Raw genomic sequence first — 24,094 nt, 5'->3', positions numbered from 1 at the left:
GTGGTCTGGAGTGACCGAAGAGTGGGATGAAAAAGGATTTGGGTCAATGCAAGTGGTCTGGAGTGACCGAAGAGGAGGATGAAAAAGGGTTTGGGTCAAAGCAGGTGGTCTGGAGTGACCGAAGAGGGGGATGCAAAAGGATTTGGGTCAAAGCAGGTGGTCTGGAGTGACCGAAGAGGGGGATGAAAATGGATTTGGGTCAAAGCAGGTGGTCTGGAGTGACCGAAGAGTGGGATGAAAAAGGATTTGGGTCAATGCAAGTGGTCTGGAGTGACCGAAGAGGAGGATGAAAAAGGGTTTGGGCCAAAGCAGGTGGTCTGGAGTGACCGAAGAGGGGGATGCAAAAGGATTTGGGTCAAAGCAGGTGGTCTGGAGTGACCGAAGAGGGGGATGCAAAAGGATTTGGGTCAATGCAAGTGGTCTGGAGTGACCGAAGAGGAGGATGCAAAAGGATTTGGGTCGTTGCAGGTGTTCTGGAGTGAACGAAGAGGAGGATCAAAAATGATTTCGGCCGAAGCGGGGGTGGATAAAAAAAGAGACCAGCTGCTATAAAGCCGGTCTCAAACTGTTTAATGTAACTGTGCAACTTTTTCCTCAAAATACACATTCATTAGTTTATCGAGTTGGATAGAAAGACTTACATATTCGGAAGTGTTCGGTCCAGATTGATTGTATAATTGGCTAAGTTGTATTTTAAGATTGACAATGTCCTTTAGAAGTTTCGTGTTTTCCATTTGATTAAGTTTATTTGCTTCCATCATACACCTCATAAGTATTTTTTTTGATAGTGGTTTGGAAGGCATGATTTAAAGTGTTATGATTTATTTTTTCCAAAACCTTCACGATAGTAACATAGTTCCTCTTCGGTGTGAACGGCCATTTAAAAAGTAGAAAAATTGAAAAAAGGGTAAATAATTTTAGTATATCTTTGAGGCCATTTTATCAACTTGAATACGTTTAATTCGCAGCAGTGAGGGAAGGACAGGACGTTATCCTATAATAATGTCTGAAATTGTAACAAAAATCATTTGTATCTGCTGTTCAACATTCGGTCAAATCATTTCAAACAAACTGTGAACTTAACACTGCGCCTATGTTATTAACTGTCGTTATCCAATATAGTGTAAGTATAAAGAACAAGTAAATTTTGGAAGGTGGAATGACTTATGTTTAACAAATTTTTAAGGGAAAATAAAATCGCAGCAGCTATTCTAACCGTTATTCGTTTATACCTTGGGTACGCTTGGTTCACAGCTGGTTTTCATAAAATTACAGACGGATTCGACGCTTCAGGCTATTTAGGAAATGCAATAGCAAATCCGGTAAAAGGTCCAGACGGCAACATGGTGTATGGCTGGTATGTGAACTTCTTAGAAAACTTTGCACTGCCAAACATCGATTTGTTCAACTTCATCGTTCCTTGGGGCGAAGCATTAATTGGTTTAGGGCTTATGCTTGGTTGCTTAACAACAGCTGCGATGTTCTTTGGATTAGTCATGAACTTCAGCTTCTTCCTAGCAGGAACGGTTTCTCATAACCCAACAGACATTTTCTTAGGCTTCATCATCTTAGCAGCAGGATTTAACGCAGGAAAGTATGGTTTAGACCGCTGGGTGATTCCATTCATCCGCAAAACAGCTAAGGGTTATTTCGCTAAAGACAAGGCAAAAGCAGATGCATAAAAAGTAGTAGCACAAAAAGACGATTCGTTCCCCCGCGAATCGTCTTTTTGATATTAGAAACTACCCATATTGATTACAGATAATTAGGTGAAAAGAATCGTTTTTTTAAAGAAAGGACAAAAAATGACATTTTTACTCGAAACTTGTCCATGAACACACGATTCGTTGAAAGGGGGTGAAATCGTGCACTTCCGCCAATTTCTTATAACAGCACTAATGGTTGGGGCTGCGATATTTTTTCCAGACAATGCTTTTGCTGAGAAAAATGAACTCGCTTCTCAAAAGGGACAAGCTGCTTCTTCTGAAAAAGGTAATAAGGATGCTGTAAAAATAAATATCCCACCAAAAGCTGAACAGGCAAACTCGGCTGAAAAAGCAGTACCAGAGCAAGCTACTGTACCAGAAAAAGCTGTAAAGGCTGAAAATACATCAGTACCAGAACATGCTCGTATCAATCAAGCTGAAGCAAAACAGCTGCCACCAAAAGTTAATCCTAACCATGACACGTTAAAAAGTATGCCAGAGCAGGCAAAAGGGAATGGCAGGTCTGAATTAAATAAGGCTGAAAATACCGTTAGGGAAACGGGTCATGAAAGAGCAGCAGCTGTGCAGACAAAGCAGGTATTCATAGATGAGCCAGCTCCTAAATCTTCCTTACTAACTACTGATACAGAAGTAAAAGTCGAAGAAGCGAAACAGGTCATTACAGTCGAACCGCAAGGGGAAGACCCAGCTATAACAAAATCTGCACCTGTGGAACATGTGCCGGAAAAGGTTCCGACCAGCAACGAAGAGATTCCAAAGCAAATGGTAAACCAACCCCAGCGAAGTAACCAGTCTGGGGGACAGTCTCATGATCGGGTTATCCAGGGTTTAAATACTATTAACTTGTTGGATAAATGGTTTGATTGGGATTACAGCTTTGAAATGAAACTGATCCAGCCTTATCTGTCAAGGCTAGCCTTAATGAATACTCAATGGGTGAATGCTCCACCGGCACCACCGCCGCAAAAAGCTCCTTTATTAATCAATGTTACCCGCTGCTAAATGCCACGGATTATGATAATAAAAGGAGCGAATTAAAAATGAAACATTACCTAAACCCGAATAAAGTTGCTAAATCTTTTGTACTTGCAGGAGCATTATCGTTTGGAATTTTTGCTGGAGGTCATTTTACTGAAGCGGCTGGACCTGATCACGCTAAGGCTGAAAAAACAGTTCAAGTGAAACAATCCAATAACGCAAAAGTTAATGCGAAAGATAAAGAGGTTGTTCCGGCAGCACCAGCTGTACAGGCAAAGGTTGAAGTAAACGTACAAGTAAAGCCTAATGAAGAAAAAGCTAGCAAGTCACAGGCAAGTGTCCATGCAAGCGAAACGGCAAAATTGCATGCAGCCCCAAATTCAGCTGTTCATGGCAAGGGAGAAAAAGCTGAAAATGTGGCTTCAGAAGAAGTAGTTAAGGAAGAAGTGCCGGTTGTAGAACCACCAGTTGCTGTAACTCCAGTGATTGATTTGGAAACTGAAGTAACAACTGAGAATGAAGAGGCAAAACCAGTTGCAGATTCTGAATCTGAAGAAACAGTTGATGTTGATAACGATGTAGCTGTAAAAACGGAAGATGAGGATGACGCGGCAAAAGAAGAGGAAGATGGAACAGATGTTGACTCCGATTCTGTTGTAAGAATTGAAGATGAAGAAGATGAGGATGAAGATTCCAAAATCCAATTTGAGTCAGACGCAATTGTAAAAACTGAAGATGACGAAGAAGCTGAAGCTGTTGAAGAAGAGGAAAAAGTAAACCCGTCTACAGCTAACAAAGCAAAGTCACAAGCTAGTGTAAAAGCAAGTGAAACTGCTAAGGCACATGCAGCAGCCAATTCAGCTGTCCATGCGGTAGCAGTAGAAGTACCTGCTGAAGAGGCTGTTGAAGTAGAAACTGAAGTTGAATCTGAAGAGGTTGCAGAAGATGTAGTGGCTGATGAAGAAACAGTAGTAGTTGAAACGGAAACAGAAGAAACTGAAGTAGTTGAAGAAGAGGCAGAAGTAACTGAGGTTGAAAAAGTAAACCCATCTGTAGCTAACAAAGCAAAGTCACAAGCTAGTGTAAAAGCAAGTGAAACTGCTAAGGCACATGCAGCAGCCAATTCAGCTGTCCATGCGGTAGCAGAAGAAGTTACTGAAGACGCACCTGTTGAAGAAGCTGTTCAAGAAGAAACTGAAGTTGAATCTGAAGAGGCTGCAAAAGATGTAGTGGCTGATGAAGAAACAGTAGTAGTTGAAACTGAAACAGAAGAAACTGAAGTAGTTGAAGAAGAGGCAGAAGTAACTGAGGTTGAAAAAGTAAACCCGTCTGCAACTAACAAAGCAAAGTCACAAGCTAGTGTAAATGCAAGCGAAAATGCAAAAGCACATGCAGCAGCTAATTCAGCTGTCCATGCGGTAGTAGAAGAAGTAGCTGCGGAAGAAGCTGTTGAAGTAGAAACTGAAGTTGAATCTGAAGAGGTTACAGAAGATGTAGTGGCCGATGAAGAAACAGTAGCAGTTGATACTGAAACAGAAGAAGCACTAGTTGTTGAAGAAGATGCAGAACTAACTGAAGAAGATGCAGTTGTTGAAATTGATTTGAAAAATTAATCAATATTCAATAGGAACCGAAGGATTTTTCCTTCGGTTTTTTATGATTTTTTCAATTAATGTTAACTTGTTAAATTAGTAAAAAGGGAAAAATTGTATTAAGGATTGATTTGATGAAGATTATTTATACAAAATATAAGTGGATTCTATTCTTTGTCCACTGATGGTCTTTGCGACAGCAATTGTCCTCGTCTTCAGGGACAATGCTGACATAATGCATTAGAGCCTAATTCTATACCGGAATTAGGCTCTAATTTTATATTAAACTTACTTTTTATTGATCCAGCGTAAACCCGATGTACAATGTGGATGAACATCATCTTGAAACCTTTTGTATTCCTTTTCTAAATCGGCTAGAGATAATTGAAAAAGATGTGTTTTGTCTACTTTATAGACACCATAAGTAATAAGTTTGTTAATTAATTCCTTACGTCTTTTCTCTTCATCGTACTTAATGATTTTACTCATTCAATATCTCCCCTATTCATTAGAGTTTTAAAAAAGCCCCTGTCGCATCCTACGTAGTAACAAGAGCCTCTGTCTATCCAGTCGGTTGTATAATGTTTTCTATAATAATACTATAATACATATTAATCCGATTAGTCAAGTAGGAATTAAGTTAAATGAAGTTTAAACCGATATAAATCCAAGATGGGTACGAGTAAAGTTTAATGGATTAAATATCGCTGACAGTAAAGAGGTTTTTGTTTTACATGAGCGCGGGCACCTTCCAGTCTACTATTTTCCTGAAAAGGATATTCAAAAAGAGGTTTCCGTTTTCAGGTGCACTTCTTATTAACGACATAAGAAATGACGTATGAATTAGCATTTCTTTATTTATCTAGGTTATTAACATCTTTTAGAGGTTTTAACAAAGCAATTGATATCATTTTAATTATGTATGTTTAGGAAAACCTCCAAATAACCATCAAAATTATTGCCATTTAAGGTGTCAATTTTAATGTTTTTCTACTTGCTAAGCGGTTCAGGTTGTGATGGAACAAATGGTATTTGCTATGAAGACCATTTCCTCTGTTCTCCTGAAAGGGTTTGGTCATCATCTGCCTTATAAAGAAAACTCACCAATATTGCGGTGAGTTTTTGCGTATTACTATACCAATTGCTATGTCTAAACGTTTGTCATTTCGGCTTTAAATTTCAGAAAAGCACCTCAAAACGGAACCGTACATCCATCCTGCGAATCGTCTTTTCTTCGTGATTTCATACATATCTATTTCGACCGGACAACATTCCAAAGACCATGACGACTACTGAAACTAAAATAAGGGTAATGATTGGGAGTGTCCACGAATGCGCCATATCGAATAAATAGCCGATAAACAACGGACCTACTGCAGCAAGGATGTAACCTGTTGATTGTGTCATACCGGATAACTCTGCAGCTTGCTTTGCATTCCGAGCACGAAGACCGATATAGCTTAGAGCTAGAGGAAAGGCTCCTCCCAATGCCAATCCAATTAAGGCAATACTTACGATTAAAATGGGATAGCTTGTGCCTAACAGTAAGCCGCTATACCCAACAATGGAGAACATCCCTAACATGAATGCAATCCATATTTGTGATTGAGCACGTCCTGCGAGAACTGGAATAAAGAAACTAGCGGGTAATCCTACTAGTTGGGTAAAGGAAAGCATCCATCCTGCTGTTTCCATACTTATTCCATGACTATGCAGAATTTCAGGTAACCACGAAATCGTTACATAAAATAAAAACGACTGAAACCCCATAAATATGGCAATTTGCCACGCAAGAGGTGTGCGCCACATTCGATTAGAGTTAGAACCTGAACTTTGTTGAATAACACTGTGATCCCTTGAATTTTTTTTGTGAAGGATGACCCACACTAGGATTGCCACCACTGTCGGTATCACCCATACGATTTGAGCTCCCTGCCACCCAAGGTTAAAGTCAATGGCTAAAGGAATACTAATTCCTGATGCTAGGGAAGCAATTAATCCCATAGATGTTGAATAAACACTTGTCATTAAACCGAATTTCTGTGGGAATTTATCCTTAACAATGGCTGGTAAAAGGACATTTCCGATGGCAATACCCAAACCGGCCAAAAGAGTCCCAGCGAAAAGGAAAAAAGGCATAGGGATCGAGCGAATGGCAATGCCAATTAAAAGAGATGTTAAGCCCATAATCAAGGTAAGTTCATTTGTTAGCCGACCAGCAATTTTTGGTACAAGGGGAGACATGACGGCGAAAACAACTAATGGTAAGCTCATCAATAAACCAGCACTCCAATGTGCAAGTCCAACATCTTCCCGAATCATGCCAACTAATGGTCCTAATGATGTAATGGCTGGGCGCAAATTAAAGGCAACAAGGACAATCCCTGCAATAAAAATATATATGTAGGCTGATTTTGTTTTAGTTTTTGACTGTAATAACTCCAAAAAAGTAACTCCTCTCTGAGAAACAAACTTTCTAAAGTATAGCATAATCAATGGTCGAGTATGAGAAATGGTACCTCTTCATTCATTAAGAAGGCTGTTCAAAATTCTGTCAAATCATTTCAAACAAACTGTGAACTTAACACTACACCCATGTTATTAACTATTAAAATCCAATATAGTGTAAGTATAGAAAACAAGTTAATTTTGAAAGGCGGAATGACTTATGTTTAATCATTTTTTAAGAGAAAATAAGATCTCAGCAGCTATTTTAACTATCATTCGTTTATACCTTGGCTATGCTTGGTTCACAGCAGGATTTCATAAAATCACAGGCGGCTTCGACGCTTCCGGCTTCTTAAAAGGAGCAATCGCAAATCCAGTAAAAGGTCCAGATGGCAACATGGTTTACAGCTGGTATGCTCACTTCTTAGAAAGCTTTGCGTTACCAAACATTGATGTTTTCAACTTCATCGTTCCTTGGGGCGAGACATTAATTGGTTTAGGTCTTATGCTTGGATGTTTAACAACAGCGGCTATGTTCTTTGGTCTAGTGATGAACTTCAGCTTCTTCTTAGCAGGAACTGTATCTCATAACCCAACTGATATATTCTTAGGTTTCATCATCTTGACTGCAGGTTACAATGCAGGCCGCATTGGACTTGACCGCTGGGTGGTACCATTCATCAGCAAAAAGGTTGGAAAAAACAAGGCAAAAGCAACTGCCTAATAGGTATTCCAGAAAAGGCGGTGCCGTATCCCGGACCGCCTTCTTAGATTAATAAAGGTGAAACTGAATTATGAAGATATTGAGGTATTATAGTGATTTTATCATGAATTTTTTTACTAATTTTTTACTATTAAAAGGAAAATAATCTATATACACTATTTCTATAGTAGAATAGTATTATGTGCCGAAAGGAAGATTGATGGGCATACGTGATATTTCAATATCATAAGCATGGATTTTTACGATAGGAGTAATAAGGGATGTATAATCAGTTAAATAAATGGTTAGGTAATCCTAACTATTTTCGATTTGGATTTATTATTATTCTTTTACTTATTGTGACTTTATACTACACTAATTTTCATGAGGATCAATTATACCTTTTATTTATTCTTGCCACTATATTTTTAGGTATCGGTTATTACGATAAGTCTGCTTGGTTCTTAGTTTCAGTGACGACTGTCATTGTCTTTTGCAGGTTTATTCCGGAACCTAACTTTACTACCTTTGTTTCCCTCCTTATTCTTGAGGTTTGTTATCTGATTATCATGTTTATTTCCGTTTCATTAATGAAAAGTAATCAAAAAATTAAAAAAGATGATTTAGAAACCATTTTAGCTCTCACTAAGGCTTTAGATTCAAGGGACGCTTACACCTCCAATCATTCTCAGAATGTAGCTTTTTACGCTAAAGAAATAGCGAAAAAAATGAAATTACCTAAACATGTAATTGAATCTGTTTATAAAGGTGGTTTATTACATGATATTGGAAAGATTGGGATCCCTGAAGATATATTGTTGAAACCTGGTAAATTATCTTTAGAAGAATATACCATTATAAAAAGACATCCAGTCATCGGATATGAAATGATCAAACACGTTTCGGACTATAATAAAAATGGTATTCATGACATCGTTTTATATCACCACGAGCGTTACGATGGGAATGGTTATCCAAAAGGATTAAAGGGAGAGGAAATACCATTAGTTGCTAGAATAATGGCGATTGCTGATTCTTTTGATGCCATGACATCAAAACGAGTTTATAGAAATGAAATCGATTTAGGAGCTACCCTTATGGTGATTCAAAAAAATAAAGGATCACAATTTGATCCTGAAATTACCGATGTTTTTCTAAGCCTCTTTGAGAATGAAAAGAAAAAAATAGCCATCACTAATCAAATGAAATCTTATAAAGATCGTTTGGAGGATAGTACACTTTCTACCTGGGTAGGTTGAGAAAAGGATGATGAGAGAGATGAAATATAAAGGTAGAATCGTTACATCCTTATTAGTTTTCGTAATAAATGTAATAGATAATGCTCTTATTTTTTTTATAGATGGTTCTCTAAGTTGGATTGAGTTAATTGGCTTTCCAATATTGCTTCCAATTGCTTGGTGGTTTGGAAAGCAATATGATAAAGCGAAGTTTTATTCTGAAAATGACCCATTAACAGGAATATATAATAGAAGATATGTTGAATCTGCTTTCGCTGCGGCTAAAACTAGATCGGAGCATAAAGACCAAAGTTTTGCTATTCTGTTACTCGATGTAAATGACTTTAAATCGGTCAATGATCATTTTGGACATAAAACAGGTGATGAATATTTAATTCTTATCACGAACCAATTGAAGAACAGTGTTAGGAAAACGGATATAGTCGCTCGTTGGGGCGGGGATGAATTTTTAATCCTTTCTCCAGATATTCAGAAAAAGGAAGAATTGGACAATATGCTTGCCCGAATACATGATAATTTGAAACTACAATCATTCAACAATATAAACATAAGTGTTTCAATTGGTTCAGCCCAATACCCTAACGATGGAAAATGCTTTGACGATCTAATAAAAGTAGCTGATAAAAATATGTATCAAATGAAATCACAAAAAAGGCTAAGAGACACAGTGGGTTAGTTAGTGTCTCATAGCTTTTTTTCTTTTAAACCATTTTTTTATCCTACCTACTTATTTCAACCTGACAAAATTCTGTCAAATCATTTCAAACAAACTGTGAACTTAACACTACACCCATGTTATTAACTATTAAAATCCAATATAGTGTAAGTATAGAGAACAAGTTAATTTTGAAAGGCGGAATGACTTATGTTTAACCATTTTTTAAGAGAAAATAAAATCTCAGCAGCTATCTTAACTATCATTCGTTTATATCTTGGCTACGCTTGGTTTACAGCAGGTTTTCATAAAATCACTGGCGGCTTCGACGCTTCAGGGTTTCTAGGAAATGCCGTTGCAAATCCAGTAAAAGGTCCAGATGGTAGTATTGTGTATGGCTGGTACGTCAACTTTTTAGAAAGCTTTGCATTACCAAACATTGATGTTTTCAACTTCATCGTTCCTTGGGGCGAGACATTAATTGGTTTAGGTCTTATGCTTGGATGTTTAACAACAGCGGCTATGTTCTTTGGTCTAGTGATGAACTTCAGCTTCTTCTTAGCAGGAACTGTATCTCATAACCCAACTGATATATTCTTAGGCTTCATCATCTTAACAGCAGGTTACAATGCAGGCCATTACGGTTTAGACCACTGGGTGGTTCCATTCATCCGCAAAACAATCAACAAAAAGTCTACAAACAACGCAAAAGCAGCAGCATAAACCGAAGTAACCAAAAAGACGATTCGCTCCCCCCGAATCGTCTTTTTTTCCTATTTTGCATTAGTAATGCTGATGTTTTTGAGAAATCGATCAGGAATCTGAAATAATTTAACATTGAAAATAAATGGTTATAGACTTAAGGACAAATCTCCTGTGAGGAAGAAAGGGATTAGTCCTCAATAGAGGCTTTTGGGTACAAATCCTCGATAAGGAAGAAAGAGATTAGTCCTCAATAGAGGTTCTTAAGGACAAATCCCCAATGAGGAAGGAAGAGATTAGTCCTCAATAGGGGTTCTTAAGGACAAATCTCCAATGAGAAAGCAAGGGATTAGTCCTCAATAGAGGCTCTTGGGTACAAATCTCCTGTGGGGAAGGAAGAGATTAGTCCTCAATAGAGGTTCTTAAGGACAAATCCCCAATGAGGAAGGGAGAGATTAGACCTCAATAGAGGCTCTTAAGGACAAATCCCCTGTGAGGAAGCAAAAGATTTGTCCTCAAAAAGGGTGTTACTCCCGAATCGTCATTTATGATATTAAAAATTTACCATAATAAGTTCATGAAAAAAGGTGGAAAGTATCAAAAAAAAAGAAAGCCGCTTTTTACTATCACAAAGATAGCAAAGCGGCTTTCGAATTTTCATTAGTTACGGATAAGGTAATCGAATGCACCTAATGCTGCAGTCGCACCTGATCCCATTGAGATAATGATCTGCTTATAAGCACTGTCTGTACAATCACCTGCAGCATAAACGCCTGGGATGTTTGTAGCACCATGCTTATCCACAACGATTTCGCCGAAGCGGGTGCGTTCAATTGTATCGCCTAACCAATCAGTATTAGGTACGAGACCGATTTGAACAAAGATACCCTGTAATTCAATGTGCTTTTCTGCTCCGGTTTCACGGTTAATGTAGGTAATCCCATTTACTTTGTCAGTACCGGTAATTTCCTTTGTTTGAGCATTCGTAATAACCGTTACATTCGGCAGGCTGTTAAGACGGTCTTGCAGGACAGAGTCAGCTTTTAACTCTGGTGCAAATTCAAGAACGGTGACATGATTCACAATGCCTGCCAGGTCAATGGCTGCTTCAATACCGGAATTACCGCCGCCAATAACAGCTACATCTTTTCCTGCAAACAATGGACCGTCACAGTGAGGACAGTAGGCTACACCTTTGTTCTTGAACTCAGCTTCCCCTGGGACGCCAACATTACGCCAGCGGGCACCTGTTGAAAGAATGACGGCTTTACTTTTTAAAATAGCGCCGTTTTCAAGTTCGATTTCAACGAAATCTCTCTTTTCTAAACGTTTAGCACGCTGTAAATTCATGACATCAACATTGTATTCTTTGACATGTTCTTCTAGACTTGCAGCAACTTTAGGACCTTCGGTATATTTCGTACCGATAAAGTTCTCAATACCCATTGTGTCCATCACTTGACCGCCGAAGCGTTCAGCGACAATACCAGTACGAATGCCTTTACGCGCAGCGTAGATGGCAGCACTTGCTCCGGCAGGACCGCCTCCGATTACAAGCACATCGAATGGTTCCTTATCAGATAGTTCCGATGCGTCTGCACCAGAACCCATCTTCGCAAGAATTTCTTCAACCGTCATACGACCGCCGCCAAAATTTTCTCCATTTAAGAAAACCGTTGGAACAGCCATGATGTTTTTGCCTTCAACCTCAGCTTTGTAAGCAGCTCCGTCAATCATGGTATGAGTAATACCAGGGTTAAGAAGGCTCATTAAATTCAGGGCTTGTACAACATCAGGACAGTTGTGGCAAGTCAGGCTGATGTATGATTCAAAGTGATATTCACCTTTGATTGCTTTAATTTGATCGATTACTTTTTGTTCAACCTTTGGTGCTCTTCCGCTAACCTGCAAGAGAGCCAACACTAATGAAGTAAATTCATGTCCTAGAGGAATACCAGCAAATGTTACTCCAGTGTCTTCGCCGATACGATTCACACTAAAGCTCGGTGTTCTCTCTAGTTCCGTTTTTTCAACCTTAATGTTAGATGACATGCTTGCCAATTCATCAATCAAAAGCAACATGTCGCGAGATACTTCATCGTTTCCTGCGCTGACTTTAAGAAGGACATCGCCCTCCATCAGTTGAAGATACTGGGATAACTGAGCTTTTATATCTGCATCTAGTAACATTTTATCTACTCCTTAAATTTTTCCTACAAGGTCAAGGCTTGGCTTAAGTGTTTCTGAACCTTCTTGCCATTTAGCTGGGCAAACTTCACCTGGATTGTTGCGTACATATTGTGCTGCTTTAATTTTGTTTACAAGTGTGCTTGCGTCACGGCCGATACCGTCTGCATTGATTTCCATTGCTTGTACTACGCCGTCTGGATCGATGATGAAAGTTCCACGTTGTGCAAGACCTTCTTCTTCATCAAGTACATCAAATGCACGAGTAAGTCTTTGAGATGGGTCACCAATCATCGTATATTGAATTTTCCCGATAGCTGGTGAGTTGTCGTGCCATGCTTTGTGTGTGAAATGAGTATCTGTTGAAACTGAATATACTTCAACACCAAGATCTTTTAATGTTGGGTATTCATTTTGCAGGTCTTCTAATTCAGTAGGGCAAACGAATGTAAAGTCTGCTGGATAAAAACAAACGACACTCCACTTTCCTTTAAAGTTTGCATCTGAAACTGTGATAAAATCCCCGTTTTTGTATGCGTTAGCTGTGAATGCTTGTACTTCTTTACCGATTAATGACATAATCAATTTCCTCCTAAGTATATGTTTTGAAATTTTTTCCTCAAATAAAGTAAAACTCAAATTAGAATAATTCTAATACAATTGTTATTATCATATAGAACCAATTAATTGTCAACTAGAATGTTTGGCTTTTCTGTAATTTGTTTCAGATTCAATCCTTTGAATAAATCATGCCAATATTCTTATTTAGGTCTGTTTTTCTCATTAACACTTTATTTATATAAGTAATTAAATGAGAAGAACGGAGGGATAGATGGCAACATGGTTTACAGCTGGTATGTTAACTTTTTAGAAAGCTTTGCACTACCAAACATCGATGTCTTCAACTTCATCGTTCCTTGGGGCGAAACATTGATTGGCTTAGGGCTTATGCTTGGATGTTTAACTACAGCCGCTATTGTTTTTGGTCTAGTGATGAACTTCAGCTTCTTCTTAGCAGGAACAGTATCTCATAACCCAACAGATATTTTCTTAGGCTTCATCATCTTGACTGCAGGTTACAACGCAGGCCGTTACGGCTTAGACCACTGGGTGGTTCCATTCATCCGCAAAACAATTGGAAAAAGTAAGGAAAAAGCAACTGCATAATGAGTAGAAGAAAAAAGACGATTCGAATCCCCCAAATCGTCTTTTTTTCTTCTAATTTTTAATTTCATATTCTCCTTTAATGACAAAATACGAGCCTCGAATGGTTCCGGCTAGTTTAGACTTCTGCCTGGCCAACTTAAACTTCCCTTCTAACTCCTTTGGTACCTCCATCCCCTCAGAAAGCTTAAAACCAACGGCGCGCTTCGGCTTAGGGCCATCCACCGTATAAAGGACGTTGACCGAAAGACCATCCTCATAAAAGACGTAAGTCCAATCGATATTTTCCACTTGAAAACGCGACGTTTCTAAAGGTTTGGCCGGAAACTCAATTTCACGTTCGTCTTTCAAAATTGTGTTCACATAATCAAGGGTCTCGCAGGACTCGCGAGCTGGTACAACCGTAAACTCATGCTTGTATTTGTTCATAAAGTAACGGGCTTCATTTGCACGTAAACCAGCAAGCGCTTCTGCTACAGGTGAAGACTCTAAACCAACCGTAGACACATTTTTAAAATCAACGGTATAGGACAACTCCATCCCTCCCTCCCTTTATTTCCTAACAACAGGAATCCACATTTCACCAAATACTGAGCCGTTTCGCTGCCCCATTATAACCGCAGTATTTGGGCCGCCAACATAAGCAAAATCCTTTGCTTCCGGCAATACTTGACCAAAGGCAATGCCAGTAACCATATTACTCAACGCTTCATCCGTCTCTGCTTCTCCTTTTACAACTAGGTATTCTCCTTTAGGAAATTGAATCACTCTGGATGCTTCTGGTAATGATGCCTCTGTCATGACGCCAGCATAATGCATCATCTTGTTATTCACTGCTTCATTCACGACAAAAATGTAGTCATTTGTGGCAACCGCTTTTAATTTGTCAAGCCTTCCATCTTGTTTGACGGCCGACCAAAAGTCTGCCTTTTCTTTGGTTATCCCGGCATAGTCGGTATAGTCACTCTTAAGCCCAGTTCCAATTCCTAAAACGGTAAAGCTGTCTTTTTCTTCTAGGGTATAATTTGCCATATTTAAAACCTTCCTCTTTTTAAATTAAACAAATGAATTGTTTTTTCACTTGATGGGTTTATAATAACCTTAAATCATGTCAAAAAATGATACTGTTTAGGAGGTGCGTAGCTGAAATGAAAAAAGTTGAACGGATTAATATCATCATGCGGTATATCAACAACCGCGCCCACTTTACCATTTCTGAAATCATGCGAGAATTTAACATTTCTCGTTCGACAGCTATTCGAGATATCAGAGAAATTGAGGCCATGGGGATGCCACTTGTCGCTGATGTTGGAAGGGATGGGGGGTATTGTGTCATGAACAACTCTGTCCTGCCGACTGTTCGCTTTACCGATAATGAGGTTAAAGCTCTTTTTATTGCGTTTATGGCCACACGTAATCAACAACTCCCTTATCTAAAGAGTCGTCAGTCTTTAGCTGAAAAATTACTGGGCCTCATCTCAGAAAACCAGCAAGAAGAACTTGTTCTTCTAAATCAAATCTTGCTTTTTGAAGGCACAAATCCCCATAATCCCGACCTGCTTGATCTGACAGACCTCCCCGATCCGATGTTAGAAAAACTCATACAAATCCTTCTTTCGGATAGCTATTTATTGATTACCATCAAAGTAGAGAAGGTAATAAAGTCTTATCCAATTTATCTTTTGCACCTCTATCGTGAAAAAAGCCTGTGGCTGATTGAAGGCTTTGACTTAATGGAAGAAAAGAGGCGGATTTTTCCTGTCGACAATCTCACCAGCGTAAAGCCATACCCTACGAAAAAAAGAGTAAGTAAGAAAAAGATTTTAGAAAAACTTAGCAAGCAGGAAGAAGGAATTAACCTTGTCCTAGAGCTTGGTCCAAAGGCGATTGCCCAGTTCAAAAAATACCATCCTTTAAAAGTGTCAATTTCCTATACGAATCCTTACCAAACCACAGCCATTCTAAAGACTTTTATCAATGTTAATAATCCCGAAGAATTGACTGAAATAACAAATTGGCTACTATTCCTAGGTGGGGATATCAAGGTTAGGGAAGTGCCAAGAGAAGTCTTAGAAGGTTTACAAGAGAAATCAAGCTTATATTGCCCATAAGCAGTGCCACTTAAAACCAAAATCAAATGTTAAACCTCATATAGATGTGTTACTGTGAACCGCATCCTATGTAGGTTGTTTCTTTCCAATTGAAAGAAAAAAACACTGCAACCCCTTAGTAGATAAGGTTTTGCAGTGTTTTTAATGTTAGTTTAATATGGTTACCTTTAATTGTTTTCTTCCAAAATTGATGGCATCTTGTTTATTAGGAATAAAAACATCAATTTTATTTCCTTTAATGGCTCCGCCTGTATCTCCGGCAATTGCTTCTCCATAGCCTTCTACATAAACTTTACTTCCAAGCGGTATAACCGATGGGTCAACTGAGATGACCTTTTGATTTGGGTTATCTATAAGGTTAATTCCAGTGGCCGTAATACCGGAACATCCTTCACATGAAGCCGTATAGGCTGTTGCTTCTACAGTAATTTCCTTTGAACTAGGTGCTGCTGCTTCTACTGCAGGAGCACTTTCAGTTGGTGCTTGTGGTGCAGGTGTTTCAGTAGGTGCTGGAGCTGTTGCTTCAACTGCAGGCGTACTTTCTGTTTGTGCTGCAGGCTGAGCCGGCTTTTCTGATAAAGAAATAGTAGTAGTTTTTAAACCTTCATAGATTACTAGATTTAATCCAGGATGGATGAGATCGCTATGTAATTGGTTCCACTCTTTAATTTGTGAAACGGTTACCTGATGTGCGATGGCTATGCCCCATAATGTGTCACCTTGTATAACTGTATAACGTTTTTCAGGGGCCACGGTAAGTACATCCCCAGGGTGTATAAGATCTGATGTAAGATTATTTAACTTTTGGATCGTTTCTACGGAAGTATTATTTGCGCGAGATAGAGCCCAAAGGGTGTCTCCTTTTTGTACAGTAATCGTTGCAGCATAGACATTAGCACTTACAGTTACTGAGAGTACAGCAACGGTCAAAATTGATATAATTCTTTTAAGCATTCTTTTTACCCTCCATGTTCTTTGGTTGCTAATTTTTATTAATCGTAACATAGAATTTTCTAAGAAAAAGAACAAGGAGGTGTTAATTCAATTACAGCCGTGGCATTTATATTGCGATAATATTTCTGAAATAAACTAGTAATCAGTAAGTAATATTGTCAGTGAGAAGCAATTGAGTAGTTTATCAGCGGTTCCTAAATAACAATCTGCTATAATGGTAAAAGCAGGTAAGAAAAATAAAAGGTGGGATAGACGATGATTAAAGGGATTAATCATAAAGGATTTCATGTAGTAGATATGGAACGCTCATTGGATTTTTATTGCAATAAACTTGGTTTTAAGAAAGCGTTTGAATTGGATCAACCAAATGGTGAACCGTGGATTGTCTATGTGAAAGTGGCGGATGGGTGCTTCATTGAATTATTTTACGGAGGTATCGAAGGTGTTAAAAACAGAGCGGATCATATCTGTTTCGAGGTCGATGATATCCATGAAACTGCAGATCAATTGGTGAAAAAGGGAGTGCAATTAGCCACAGAAATTACTCAAGGAAGGGCTTTAAACTACCAATTCTGGGTAGTAGACCCCGATGGGAACTGGCTCGAGTTTATGGAAATGCATCCGGAATCCCTACATATGAAAAGTTAACTAAGGAAAGTACTTACCTATTCTTCTTTCCTCGGAGCGCCTTCCTCCCAAGAGGAAAGTGACCGATTTTTTCCCAAGGCACTGTTCGGCAAAGAGATAAATTTTAAAATATGAGGTGAAGAGTGTTCCTACGGATCACTCTATTTTTATAGGCAAATGCCATTCATACATTATTCGATTTTCCTTCTCGAAGTTAACATAAATTCTGTTGTAAATTTACAGTACCTTAACAATTAATTAGTAAAATAGAACTATCTAATCAAAGAAGGTGCACAATGTATAGTCATGCCACTAGTCAATTGTTCTCAAATTTAAAAACGAATCATTTTTATTCCTATCTAATGTACCTAAATAATAGGAGAAAGAATGAGGTCTTACATTATAAACGGTTAAAGGAATTACAAAAAATCATCGAAAATCAAGCTTTAGATACATTTTTTCAGCCCATTCTTAAATTAAGTTCAGGAGAAACAATCGGATATGAAGCATTAAATCGTCCAACTGCAACCAATTTATTTACGAACACAGAATCATTTTATGATTTTGTTGGACAAACGAATCAAGTTTTCTTATTTGAATGTTTTTGTAGAAATATATCGCTTAAACGTTTTATGGAAAGATATAAAGAAAGAAACTCCTTAATTTTTATCAATATCCACCCCAATGTCTTACTAGATTCTACGTATCACAGTGGAGAAACCCTTCAACTATTATCTGGGCTAGGGATTGAACCGAAACAGGTCGTTTTTGAATTAACGGAGAAAAGTGCCGTTACAGATTTTAAACTGTTTGAAAAGGTCCTATCTAATTATCGTGCCCAAGGATTTCGAATTGCTATCGACGATGTAGGATCTGGATACAATAGTCTAAAAACATTAGTTTATTTAAAACCTGAATTTATTAAACTAGATAAGTCGCTTATTCAAAATATTGATCAAAATAAAGAACAGCAGCAGTTAGTGAAACTAATCATAGACTATGCAAAGCAATCTTCTACGGAAATTATTGCAGAAGGAATCGAAAGAATGGAGGAATTGGCTTTTATATGTGAACAAGGAGTGGATTACGGTCAAGGGTTTGCTTTAGGTAAACCAAAAGAGGAAGTAAAACCAGGAAGAATCCCGCAGTATTCTATTCCCCATCATGAATTCTCTCCGGCAATTTAATCGTTAGAATAGTGTAGTAGAAAGAGGATGAATACAATCGTTGCGTATATTGGTGATCTTGTAGAACAGGTGCCTTGTGTTTCCCAATTTGAAATTAATAGTAGGGTTGATAAGCTTTTTAATGAAAATACTAGAATACAAGGAATAGTCGTCGTAAATAAAGAAGTCCCCATTTCTCTAATCTCTAGAACACATTTTTATCAAAAATTGGGAACTCAATATGGTTATCATCTCTATATAGGGAGACCCATTGAGTTGATCGTCAATACAGATTCTCTCATCGTTGATTACTATCATTCCATAACAGAGGTTAGCAAATTAGCAATGGATAGGGAAGAAAAGGATCGTTACGATTATGTTATTGTGACGAAGGAGAATAAATATATCGGGGTAGTTAGTATTCAAAGATTACTAATGAAGTTTGTGGAAGTCCAAGTAGAGTTTGCGAGCTTTCTAAATCCTTTAACCAGATTGCCAGGAAACCATATCATTGAAGAAAAACTAAAAGAAGTTATCCAACAGAAAAAGTTCAGTATTTTATATTTTGATTTAGACCATTTCAAAGCTTATAACGATACATATGGTTTTAAAAAAGGGGACAATCTTCTTCAAGCTACTGCAGAGCTTCTTAAACGAGATTTTACCAATAAAGGCTCCTTTTTAGGGCATATTGGCGGAGATGATTTTATCGCTGTAATCGAACATCATGATATCAATTCTACTTGCAAAGCCCTCATTAATGATTTTGATAAGATTGTTGAAGATTTTTATACGACCAACCACCTTTCACAGCAATATGTAATAGCAGAAAACCGGCAGGGTGTTGTAGAAAAGATAGCACTTGTCTCATTGTCTATTGCGATTGTGACCAATCAGGGTCAAGCATTTGAAAGTGTGGAGGAACTTGTGGAATATGCAGCAGTCGTTAAAAAGAAGTGCAAAAGTATCTCGGGGAGTTGCTATTTAGTAAATATTTAGTCTGCGAGCTAAACTAGAAAAATTTCATTTAGAATTTTAGGGTGGACCTGACAATAAAAAGGATCGACTGTCTTTAAAATCTGGCTGTTCAACATTCTGTCATAACATTTCAAACAAACTGTGAACTTAACACTATACCTATGTTAGTAACTGTCAAAATCCAATATAGTGTAAGTATAGAGAACAAGTTAATTTTGAAAGGCGGAATGACTTATGTTTAATCATTTTTTAAGAGAAAATAAGATCTCAGCAGCTATTTTAACTATCATTCGTTTATACCTTGGCTATGCTTGGTTCACAGCAGGATTTCATAAAATCACAGGCGGCTTCGACGCTTCCGGCTTCTTAAAAGGAGCAATCGCAAATCCAGTAAAAGGTCCAGATGGCAACATGGTTTACAGCTGGTATGTTCACTTCTTAGAAAGCTTTGCGTTACCAAACATTGATGTTTTCAACTTTATCGTTCCTTGGGGTGAGACATTAATTGGTTTAGGTCTTATACTTGGATGTTTAACAACAGCGGCTATGTTCTTTGGTCTAGTGATGAACTTCAGCTTCTTCTTAGCAGGAACTGTATCTCATAACCCAACTGATATATTCTTAGGTTTCATCATCTTGACTGCAGGTTACAACGCAGGCCGTTACGGCTTAGACCACTGGGTGGTTCCATTCATCCGCAAAACAGTTGGAAAAGGTAAGGCAAAAGCAACTGCATAACGAGTAGAAACACAAAAAGACGATTCGAATCCCCCCGAATCGTCTTTTTGATGCTCTTTTTTTAAAAGAATCCACATAAGTGCAGCAATAGCTATGGCCCCAGCCAGATGAAATAGTTCCCTCGATTACCTAGTGTTAATTTTTTTGAAGAATAACCCTTCATGTGACCCATTTTCCAAATTTCAAGCCTTAATGGACCTCATAAACAAAGGCATGATTCAACGATAGCTGAATCATGCCTTGTTATTTTTTAAGGATTATAATGCTTCTTTAATTTTATCAATCATCTCTTGATATTCTGTGTCTGTAAGATAGGTTTTCCCTGGGTTCATTTCAAAAGTGGATCCCCAGTTTTCTTTGTTTTCGTATTTAGGCACGATGTGCATATGTAGGTGATGTAATGTATCTCCGTAGGCACCGTAATTAATTTTACTAGGTTCGAAAGCCTTGTTAACTGCAGCGGCAACCTTTTTTACATCGTTCATGAAAGCAGCTAATTCATCTTGTTCAAGATCAAATAGTTCTTTTACATGATCCTTATAAACCACATTGCATCTGCCAGTATACGTTTGCTCTTTAAAAAGGAAGACGGTAGAAACATCTAGCTTAGCAATTTCAATCATCAGGTTGTCACGTCTTTCATCTTCCATGCAATACAAACATTCTTTGTTTAATTCCATCCTTCTTCATCCTCACTTATTTAGTCATCAGCAACGAAAAACTAGAATCAATCTCTTTATCATTATATCACAACACCATTCGTAGTATCCGAATCCTATTTTGGCTATGATTTACAAACAATTTACTCACAATTAACACTTTATAACTTGGTACCAAGTTATTCTTAAAGCAAAGATAAAGGAGGGACCTTCATGAAAATTGAGTTACATTGTCATACGAATATTTCAGATTGTCCATTGTCGATTGATGAAGTCTTGGAGTTAGCTCTTGCACAAGGGGTCTCACACTTAGCGATTACGAACCATGACACCACGAAAGGTCTTGCGGAGGCAGTTGAAAAAGGAAAGAGATATGGAATTGAAGTCATTCCAGGCATTGAGATGTCAGGGTTTGATTTTGAGAAAGGTCGGCGTGTTCACATTCTCGGTTATTTTATTGAACCTGGTCATGAGGGGATTGAATCTTTTTGTGAACCACTCGTTAAAAATAGACACTTGGCTTCGGAAGAAATGGTTGAAAGATTAATCGCTGCGGGATATAAGATCACATGGGAGCGTTGTAAGGAAATTGCTCATGGAGGAACAGGGGTTTACAAGCAACATATCATGCATGCATTGATTGAAGCAGGATATACCGATTCCATTTATGGTCCACTTTATAAGAAATTATTTAACCGCGGACAAAATGGTGAGAAGCCCGGGATTGCTTTTATTCCAATGGAATATATGGATGCCAAAACAGCTGTTCAGGTCATTCTTCTTGCTGGGGGAGTACCAGTGCTTGCTCATCCAGGTCAGTATGGCAACTTTGAAATGGTGCCAGATTTAGTGGAAGCTGGATTGCAGGGAATCGAGGTTTGGCATCCGTTGCATGATGAGAAACATGAAGAACAAGCCAAACAGCTGGCAAGAAAATATGGTCTAATCATGACTGGTGGATCCGATTTTCACGGTGAGTATGGAGAAAAACCTGTGCTAATTGGGAGTAAAAGCCCAGGAATGGAGACTTTTGAAGCATTACTAGCGAGGACCCGAAAAAACGAATCCATTTAAATAAGGAGCTGAACCATTCCTATGCCATTTATCTATCAGCCCAAAAAAGAAAAAAAGCTATCCATCACTCCAAGCATCGCTGATTCAAGTCATATTATTAATAGTTATGCGGGGGAATGGACTTCTATTGGAGAAAATAATCATATCATCGAGTCGACCTTTGGTGATTATACCTACACGATGGATGATGTAAGTGTTAACTATGCGGAAATAGGTAAGTTTTGTTCAATTGCATCCCACGTATGTATTAATCCGGTTCAGCATCCAATGGACCGAGTCAGCCAGCACCATATGACTTATCGAAAGGTGGCATACGACTTTGCCAATGAGGATGATGAAGCCCTTTTTAATTGGCGGAGGACTCAAACCGTGAAAATTGGTCATGATGTATGGATCGGCCATGGTGCGATTATTATGAAAGGCGTAGAGATTGGAACTGGAGCAGTCGTTGGATCTGGGTCTGTTGTGACCAAAAACGTTGAGCCTTATACGATCGTCGTGGGTGTTCCTGGCAAGCCAATTAAAAGGAGATTTTCAAAAGAAGTAGAGTATCGATTACTTGAAATTGCCTGGTGGGATTGGCCAAGGAAAAAACTTGAAACCCATTTTGATGAATTAAACGATTTGGACGCTTTCTTAAAAAAGCATGGATAAGTGTTGTGTTACAAGTCCTAGTCCTGTATTAGGGCTTTTTCTTAATCACTAAAATAGAAGCATGATTCCATCTGTTATGAAATATTTACATAGGCTTAACCTTTATTTCATATTCTGGCGATATACTAGACATAGATTTGGTGTTCGAAAGGGGCAAAGCCTTGATGTCGGAAAAAACTTTGTTAGTGGATCGGTTGATTTCGGAAATACGGGAAGGAAAATATAAACCGAATGACAAATTGCCATCTGAAAATGAACTAGCCGATCTGTATAAAGTGCCACGAATGGTGATTCGAAAGGTATATGAGCGCTTGCAGGAACTCGGTTATATTTTTTCGAAGCAAGGTAAAGGCAGCTATGTTCAAAATCAAAAACTGCAAATTCCGCTTATTTTAACCGGAGATGTGAGTTTTACTGAAAAAATGAAGGAACTAAAGTACGATACTAGGACTATGAATCTATCCTGTGAAAAAATTCCATACGATTCTTCCATTTATCATACTTTACAAGTGAAACGTGAAGACGCTGTGTATAAGATTAGCCGATTACGAATCGTTGAAGACTGTCCCATTGCTGTTCATACATCGTACTTATCGCAATCCCTTTTTGAAACTATTGAGAAGGATGGGAAGGAAATTCTCTCCATTTTTCACTATTATCAACAACAGGGATACACAGATTTTCAACCGACGCGCAGCCATTTGAGTGTCGTTTTTCCAAGTAAAGTAGAACGAGATCTATTAAAATGTCCCAGCCTTGTACCCCTTTTACTCTTAGAATCAGGATGTGTAGATAAGAAAACAGGGACAGTGCTTGAATATTCGAAGATCATGTATCGCAGCGATTGTTTTACTTATGTGATCTAAAGGTGTTAAAAAGAGAGAGAATTTTTGTTATTTTACAAGGGGTGTAAAAATGATTGAATGGGTTCAACAAGCAGATGGAATTTGGCAATACATCGCTTTATTTTTGATATCAATTTTGCCATTACTGGATGTATTTTATATTATTCCGGTAGGTATTGTACTGGAGATGTCACCAGTAGCCGTTGGGATTATTGCCTTTTTAGGAAATTTTATTATGGTTTTAGTCTTTGCAATGTTTTTTAGACAAATTTCTGAATGGCGTAATAAACGGAGAGAAAAAAAGGGGAAATCAAAGACTTCAAAAAGAGAAACGAGAGCCAGACATATTTGGGAGAAATATGGTCTTCCCGTGTTTGCAGTGCTTTCACCCTCGTTACTTGGAACAGATTTAGCTGCATTAACAGCATTATTACTCGGTTCATCTAAAATTAAAGTCGTTACTTGGATGGGAGTAAGTTTAGTTATTTGGACGATTGTTATGACAGTTGGTTCTGTTTATGGATTCAAATATATTCATTGGATCTAAAAATCTCAAAAACTATTTACCACGTTGGTAAATAGTTTTTTTGTTGTTAGCTTGGATAATAGTTATTGGTCATATGTTAATTGCGGCGACAAACGCAATGCTAATTTCCTAGTTATGATTCAAATAAGGTGGACGATTTTTGCATGCTGCTCAAAACATCATACGGACAGTAGTGTCTTTGAACAGTATAAGCAAAATTACATCAGTGCTGTCTGAAGTCGAGGTATCTTTGGACAGAAGATGGCAAAATTACATCAGTCCTGTCCGAAGTGGAAGCAACTTCGGACACGAGATAACAAAATTACATCAGTGCTGTCTGAAGTCGA

General features: G+C 38.1%; 29 protein-coding genes. 20 read left to right on the top strand and 9 right to left on the bottom strand.

The features are described 5' to 3' along the window. Nucleotides 1-26 precede the first annotated feature (26 nt). Entirely contained in the window at nt 27-170 is a 144-nt protein-coding gene (locus tag J2Y03_RS28230; RefSeq protein WP_310200536.1) for a hypothetical protein, read from the top strand. Nucleotides 171-390: 220 nt separating this feature from the next. After that, nucleotides 391-552 (top strand): hypothetical protein, encoded by a 162-nt coding sequence (locus tag J2Y03_RS28225; protein ID WP_310200534.1) that lies wholly within the window; start codon nt 391-393, stop codon nt 550-552. Between the two features lie 17 nt (nt 553-569). Here J2Y03_RS28225 and J2Y03_RS28220 read toward each other — a convergent pair whose 3' ends face one another. Further along, entirely contained in the window at nt 570-758 is a 189-nt protein-coding gene (locus tag J2Y03_RS28220) for a Spo0E family sporulation regulatory protein-aspartic acid phosphatase (protein WP_310200532.1), read from the bottom strand. A 408-nt stretch (nt 759-1,166) separates the two neighbouring features. Here J2Y03_RS28220 and J2Y03_RS28215 point away from each other — a divergent pair, with 408 nt between their 5' ends. The 3 genes from J2Y03_RS28215 to J2Y03_RS28205 all read left to right on the top strand — a co-directional run bounded on the left by J2Y03_RS28215 (nt 1,167) and on the right by J2Y03_RS28205 (nt 4,318). Beyond that, entirely contained in the window at nt 1,167-1,682 is a 516-nt protein-coding gene (locus J2Y03_RS28215) for a DoxX family protein (RefSeq protein WP_310200530.1), read from the top strand. 183 nt (nt 1,683-1,865) lie between these two features. Continuing rightward, nucleotides 1,866-2,729, top strand: a complete 864-nt coding sequence (locus tag J2Y03_RS28210; protein WP_310200528.1) for a hypothetical protein — start codon at nt 1,866-1,868, stop codon at nt 2,727-2,729. A 38-nt stretch (nt 2,730-2,767) separates the two neighbouring features. Next, a complete protein-coding gene (locus J2Y03_RS28205; RefSeq protein ID WP_310200526.1) occupies nt 2,768-4,318 on the top strand; it encodes a hypothetical protein in 1,551 nt (516 codons plus the stop codon). A 267-nt stretch (nt 4,319-4,585) separates the two neighbouring features. Here the strand turns inward: J2Y03_RS28205 and J2Y03_RS28200 are convergent, their stop codons facing one another. Continuing rightward, the gene (locus tag J2Y03_RS28200; protein WP_310200524.1) at nt 4,586-4,786 is read right to left on the bottom strand and encodes a Fur-regulated basic protein FbpA; all 201 of its coding nucleotides are present in this window, start codon (nt 4,784-4,786) and stop codon (nt 4,586-4,588) included. A gap of 172 nt (nt 4,787-4,958) precedes the next feature. Between J2Y03_RS28200 and J2Y03_RS29100 the strand changes: the two genes are divergently transcribed. Further along, nucleotides 4,959-5,117, top strand: a complete 159-nt coding sequence (locus tag J2Y03_RS29100) for a DUF427 domain-containing protein (RefSeq protein WP_396954282.1) — start codon at nt 4,959-4,961, stop codon at nt 5,115-5,117. Between the two features lie 422 nt (nt 5,118-5,539). On the opposite strand, the gene J2Y03_RS28195 is transcribed toward J2Y03_RS29100, so the two are convergent. After that, a complete protein-coding gene (locus tag J2Y03_RS28195; RefSeq protein ID WP_310200521.1) occupies nt 5,540-6,742 on the bottom strand; it encodes a CynX/NimT family MFS transporter in 1,203 nt (400 codons plus the stop codon). Between the two features lie 223 nt (nt 6,743-6,965). Here J2Y03_RS28195 and J2Y03_RS28190 point away from each other — a divergent pair, with 223 nt between their 5' ends. The 4 genes from J2Y03_RS28190 to J2Y03_RS28175 all read left to right on the top strand — a co-directional run bounded on the left by J2Y03_RS28190 (nt 6,966) and on the right by J2Y03_RS28175 (nt 10,085). Next, nucleotides 6,966-7,469 carry a DoxX family protein gene (locus J2Y03_RS28190; RefSeq protein ID WP_310200518.1) on the top strand — a complete coding sequence of 168 codons (504 nt, stop codon included), beginning with the start codon at nt 6,966-6,968 and terminating at the stop codon, nt 7,467-7,469. A gap of 260 nt (nt 7,470-7,729) precedes the next feature. Further along, complete coding sequence (locus J2Y03_RS28185) at nt 7,730-8,707, top strand: HD-GYP domain-containing protein (RefSeq protein ID WP_310200516.1); 978 nt, start codon at nt 7,730-7,732, stop codon at nt 8,705-8,707. A 10-nt stretch (nt 8,708-8,717) separates the two neighbouring features. Beyond that, complete coding sequence (locus tag J2Y03_RS28180; RefSeq protein WP_310200514.1) at nt 8,718-9,383, top strand: GGDEF domain-containing protein; 666 nt, start codon at nt 8,718-8,720, stop codon at nt 9,381-9,383. A gap of 189 nt (nt 9,384-9,572) precedes the next feature. Further along, the gene (locus J2Y03_RS28175; protein WP_310200512.1) at nt 9,573-10,085 is read left to right on the top strand and encodes a DoxX family protein; all 513 of its coding nucleotides are present in this window, start codon (nt 9,573-9,575) and stop codon (nt 10,083-10,085) included. Nucleotides 10,086-10,724: 639 nt separating this feature from the next. On the opposite strand, the gene ahpF is transcribed toward J2Y03_RS28175, so the two are convergent. Beyond that, on the bottom strand, nt 10,725-12,254 hold the full coding sequence (ahpF, locus tag J2Y03_RS28170; protein WP_132094947.1) for an alkyl hydroperoxide reductase subunit F: 1,530 nt from the start codon (nt 12,252-12,254) through the stop codon (nt 10,725-10,727). A 12-nt stretch (nt 12,255-12,266) separates the two neighbouring features. Beyond that, nucleotides 12,267-12,830, bottom strand: coding sequence for an alkyl hydroperoxide reductase subunit C (gene ahpC, locus J2Y03_RS28165; protein ID WP_310200510.1), 564 nt, complete (start codon nt 12,828-12,830; stop codon nt 12,267-12,269). Nucleotides 12,831-13,091: 261 nt separating this feature from the next. On the opposite strand from ahpC, the gene J2Y03_RS28160 reads away from it, so the two are divergent. Beyond that, a complete protein-coding gene (locus tag J2Y03_RS28160) occupies nt 13,092-13,418 on the top strand; it encodes a DoxX family protein (protein ID WP_396954281.1) in 327 nt (108 codons plus the stop codon). A gap of 51 nt (nt 13,419-13,469) precedes the next feature. On the opposite strand, the gene J2Y03_RS28155 is transcribed toward J2Y03_RS28160, so the two are convergent. Then, nucleotides 13,470-13,949: a phage tail protein gene (locus J2Y03_RS28155; protein WP_310200537.1), complete on the bottom strand. Its 480-nt coding sequence runs from the start codon at nt 13,947-13,949 to the stop codon at nt 13,470-13,472. A gap of 18 nt (nt 13,950-13,967) precedes the next feature. Next, nucleotides 13,968-14,447, bottom strand: coding sequence for a GyrI-like domain-containing protein (locus tag J2Y03_RS28150; RefSeq protein WP_310200507.1), 480 nt, complete (start codon nt 14,445-14,447; stop codon nt 13,968-13,970). Between the two features lie 116 nt (nt 14,448-14,563). Between J2Y03_RS28150 and J2Y03_RS28145 the strand changes: the two genes are divergently transcribed. After that, complete coding sequence (locus J2Y03_RS28145; protein ID WP_310200505.1) at nt 14,564-15,526, top strand: helix-turn-helix transcriptional regulator; 963 nt, start codon at nt 14,564-14,566, stop codon at nt 15,524-15,526. A 147-nt stretch (nt 15,527-15,673) separates the two neighbouring features. Here the strand turns inward: J2Y03_RS28145 and J2Y03_RS28140 are convergent, their stop codons facing one another. After that, entirely contained in the window at nt 15,674-16,480 is an 807-nt protein-coding gene (locus tag J2Y03_RS28140) for a LysM peptidoglycan-binding domain-containing protein (RefSeq protein WP_310200504.1), read from the bottom strand. 255 nt (nt 16,481-16,735) lie between these two features. Between J2Y03_RS28140 and J2Y03_RS28135 the strand changes: the two genes are divergently transcribed. The 4 genes from J2Y03_RS28135 (at nt 16,736) to J2Y03_RS28120 (ending at nt 19,989) form a co-directional block, all read left to right on the top strand. Further along, nucleotides 16,736-17,128 (top strand): VOC family protein, encoded by a 393-nt coding sequence (locus J2Y03_RS28135; RefSeq protein ID WP_310200502.1) that lies wholly within the window; start codon nt 16,736-16,738, stop codon nt 17,126-17,128. 275 nt (nt 17,129-17,403) lie between these two features. Then, nucleotides 17,404-18,294: an EAL domain-containing protein gene (locus J2Y03_RS28130; RefSeq protein WP_310200500.1), complete on the top strand. Its 891-nt coding sequence runs from the start codon at nt 17,404-17,406 to the stop codon at nt 18,292-18,294. 27 nt (nt 18,295-18,321) lie between these two features. After that, nucleotides 18,322-19,272: a GGDEF domain-containing protein gene (locus J2Y03_RS28125; RefSeq protein WP_310200498.1), complete on the top strand. Its 951-nt coding sequence runs from the start codon at nt 18,322-18,324 to the stop codon at nt 19,270-19,272. 213 nt (nt 19,273-19,485) lie between these two features. Continuing rightward, a complete protein-coding gene (locus tag J2Y03_RS28120) occupies nt 19,486-19,989 on the top strand; it encodes a DoxX family protein (protein WP_310200496.1) in 504 nt (167 codons plus the stop codon). A 257-nt stretch (nt 19,990-20,246) separates the two neighbouring features. Here the strand turns inward: J2Y03_RS28120 and J2Y03_RS28115 are convergent, their stop codons facing one another. Beyond that, the gene (locus J2Y03_RS28115) at nt 20,247-20,669 is read right to left on the bottom strand and encodes an HIT family protein (RefSeq protein WP_310200494.1); all 423 of its coding nucleotides are present in this window, start codon (nt 20,667-20,669) and stop codon (nt 20,247-20,249) included. 192 nt (nt 20,670-20,861) lie between these two features. Between J2Y03_RS28115 and J2Y03_RS28110 the strand changes: the two genes are divergently transcribed. The 4 genes from J2Y03_RS28110 to J2Y03_RS28095 all read left to right on the top strand — a co-directional run bounded on the left by J2Y03_RS28110 (nt 20,862) and on the right by J2Y03_RS28095 (nt 23,768). Then, the gene (locus tag J2Y03_RS28110) at nt 20,862-21,722 is read left to right on the top strand and encodes a PHP domain-containing protein (RefSeq protein ID WP_310200492.1); all 861 of its coding nucleotides are present in this window, start codon (nt 20,862-20,864) and stop codon (nt 21,720-21,722) included. A gap of 21 nt (nt 21,723-21,743) precedes the next feature. After that, nucleotides 21,744-22,376 carry a DapH/DapD/GlmU-related protein gene (locus J2Y03_RS28105; protein ID WP_310200490.1) on the top strand — a complete coding sequence of 211 codons (633 nt, stop codon included), beginning with the start codon at nt 21,744-21,746 and terminating at the stop codon, nt 22,374-22,376. Nucleotides 22,377-22,540: 164 nt separating this feature from the next. Beyond that, complete coding sequence (locus J2Y03_RS28100; protein WP_310200488.1) at nt 22,541-23,242, top strand: GntR family transcriptional regulator; 702 nt, start codon at nt 22,541-22,543, stop codon at nt 23,240-23,242. Between the two features lie 49 nt (nt 23,243-23,291). After that, on the top strand, nt 23,292-23,768 hold the full coding sequence (locus J2Y03_RS28095; protein ID WP_310200486.1) for a small multi-drug export protein: 477 nt from the start codon (nt 23,292-23,294) through the stop codon (nt 23,766-23,768). The last annotated feature ends 326 nt before the right edge of the window (nt 23,769-24,094 follow it).

This window comes from Neobacillus niacini, assembly GCF_031457145.1.
GTDB classification, from domain to species: Bacteria; Bacillota; Bacilli; order Bacillales; family Cytobacillaceae; genus Neobacillus; species Neobacillus niacini_J.
The sequence above is the reverse complement of the archived record's forward strand: the minus strand, read 5'-3'. Positions and strand labels throughout refer to the sequence as shown.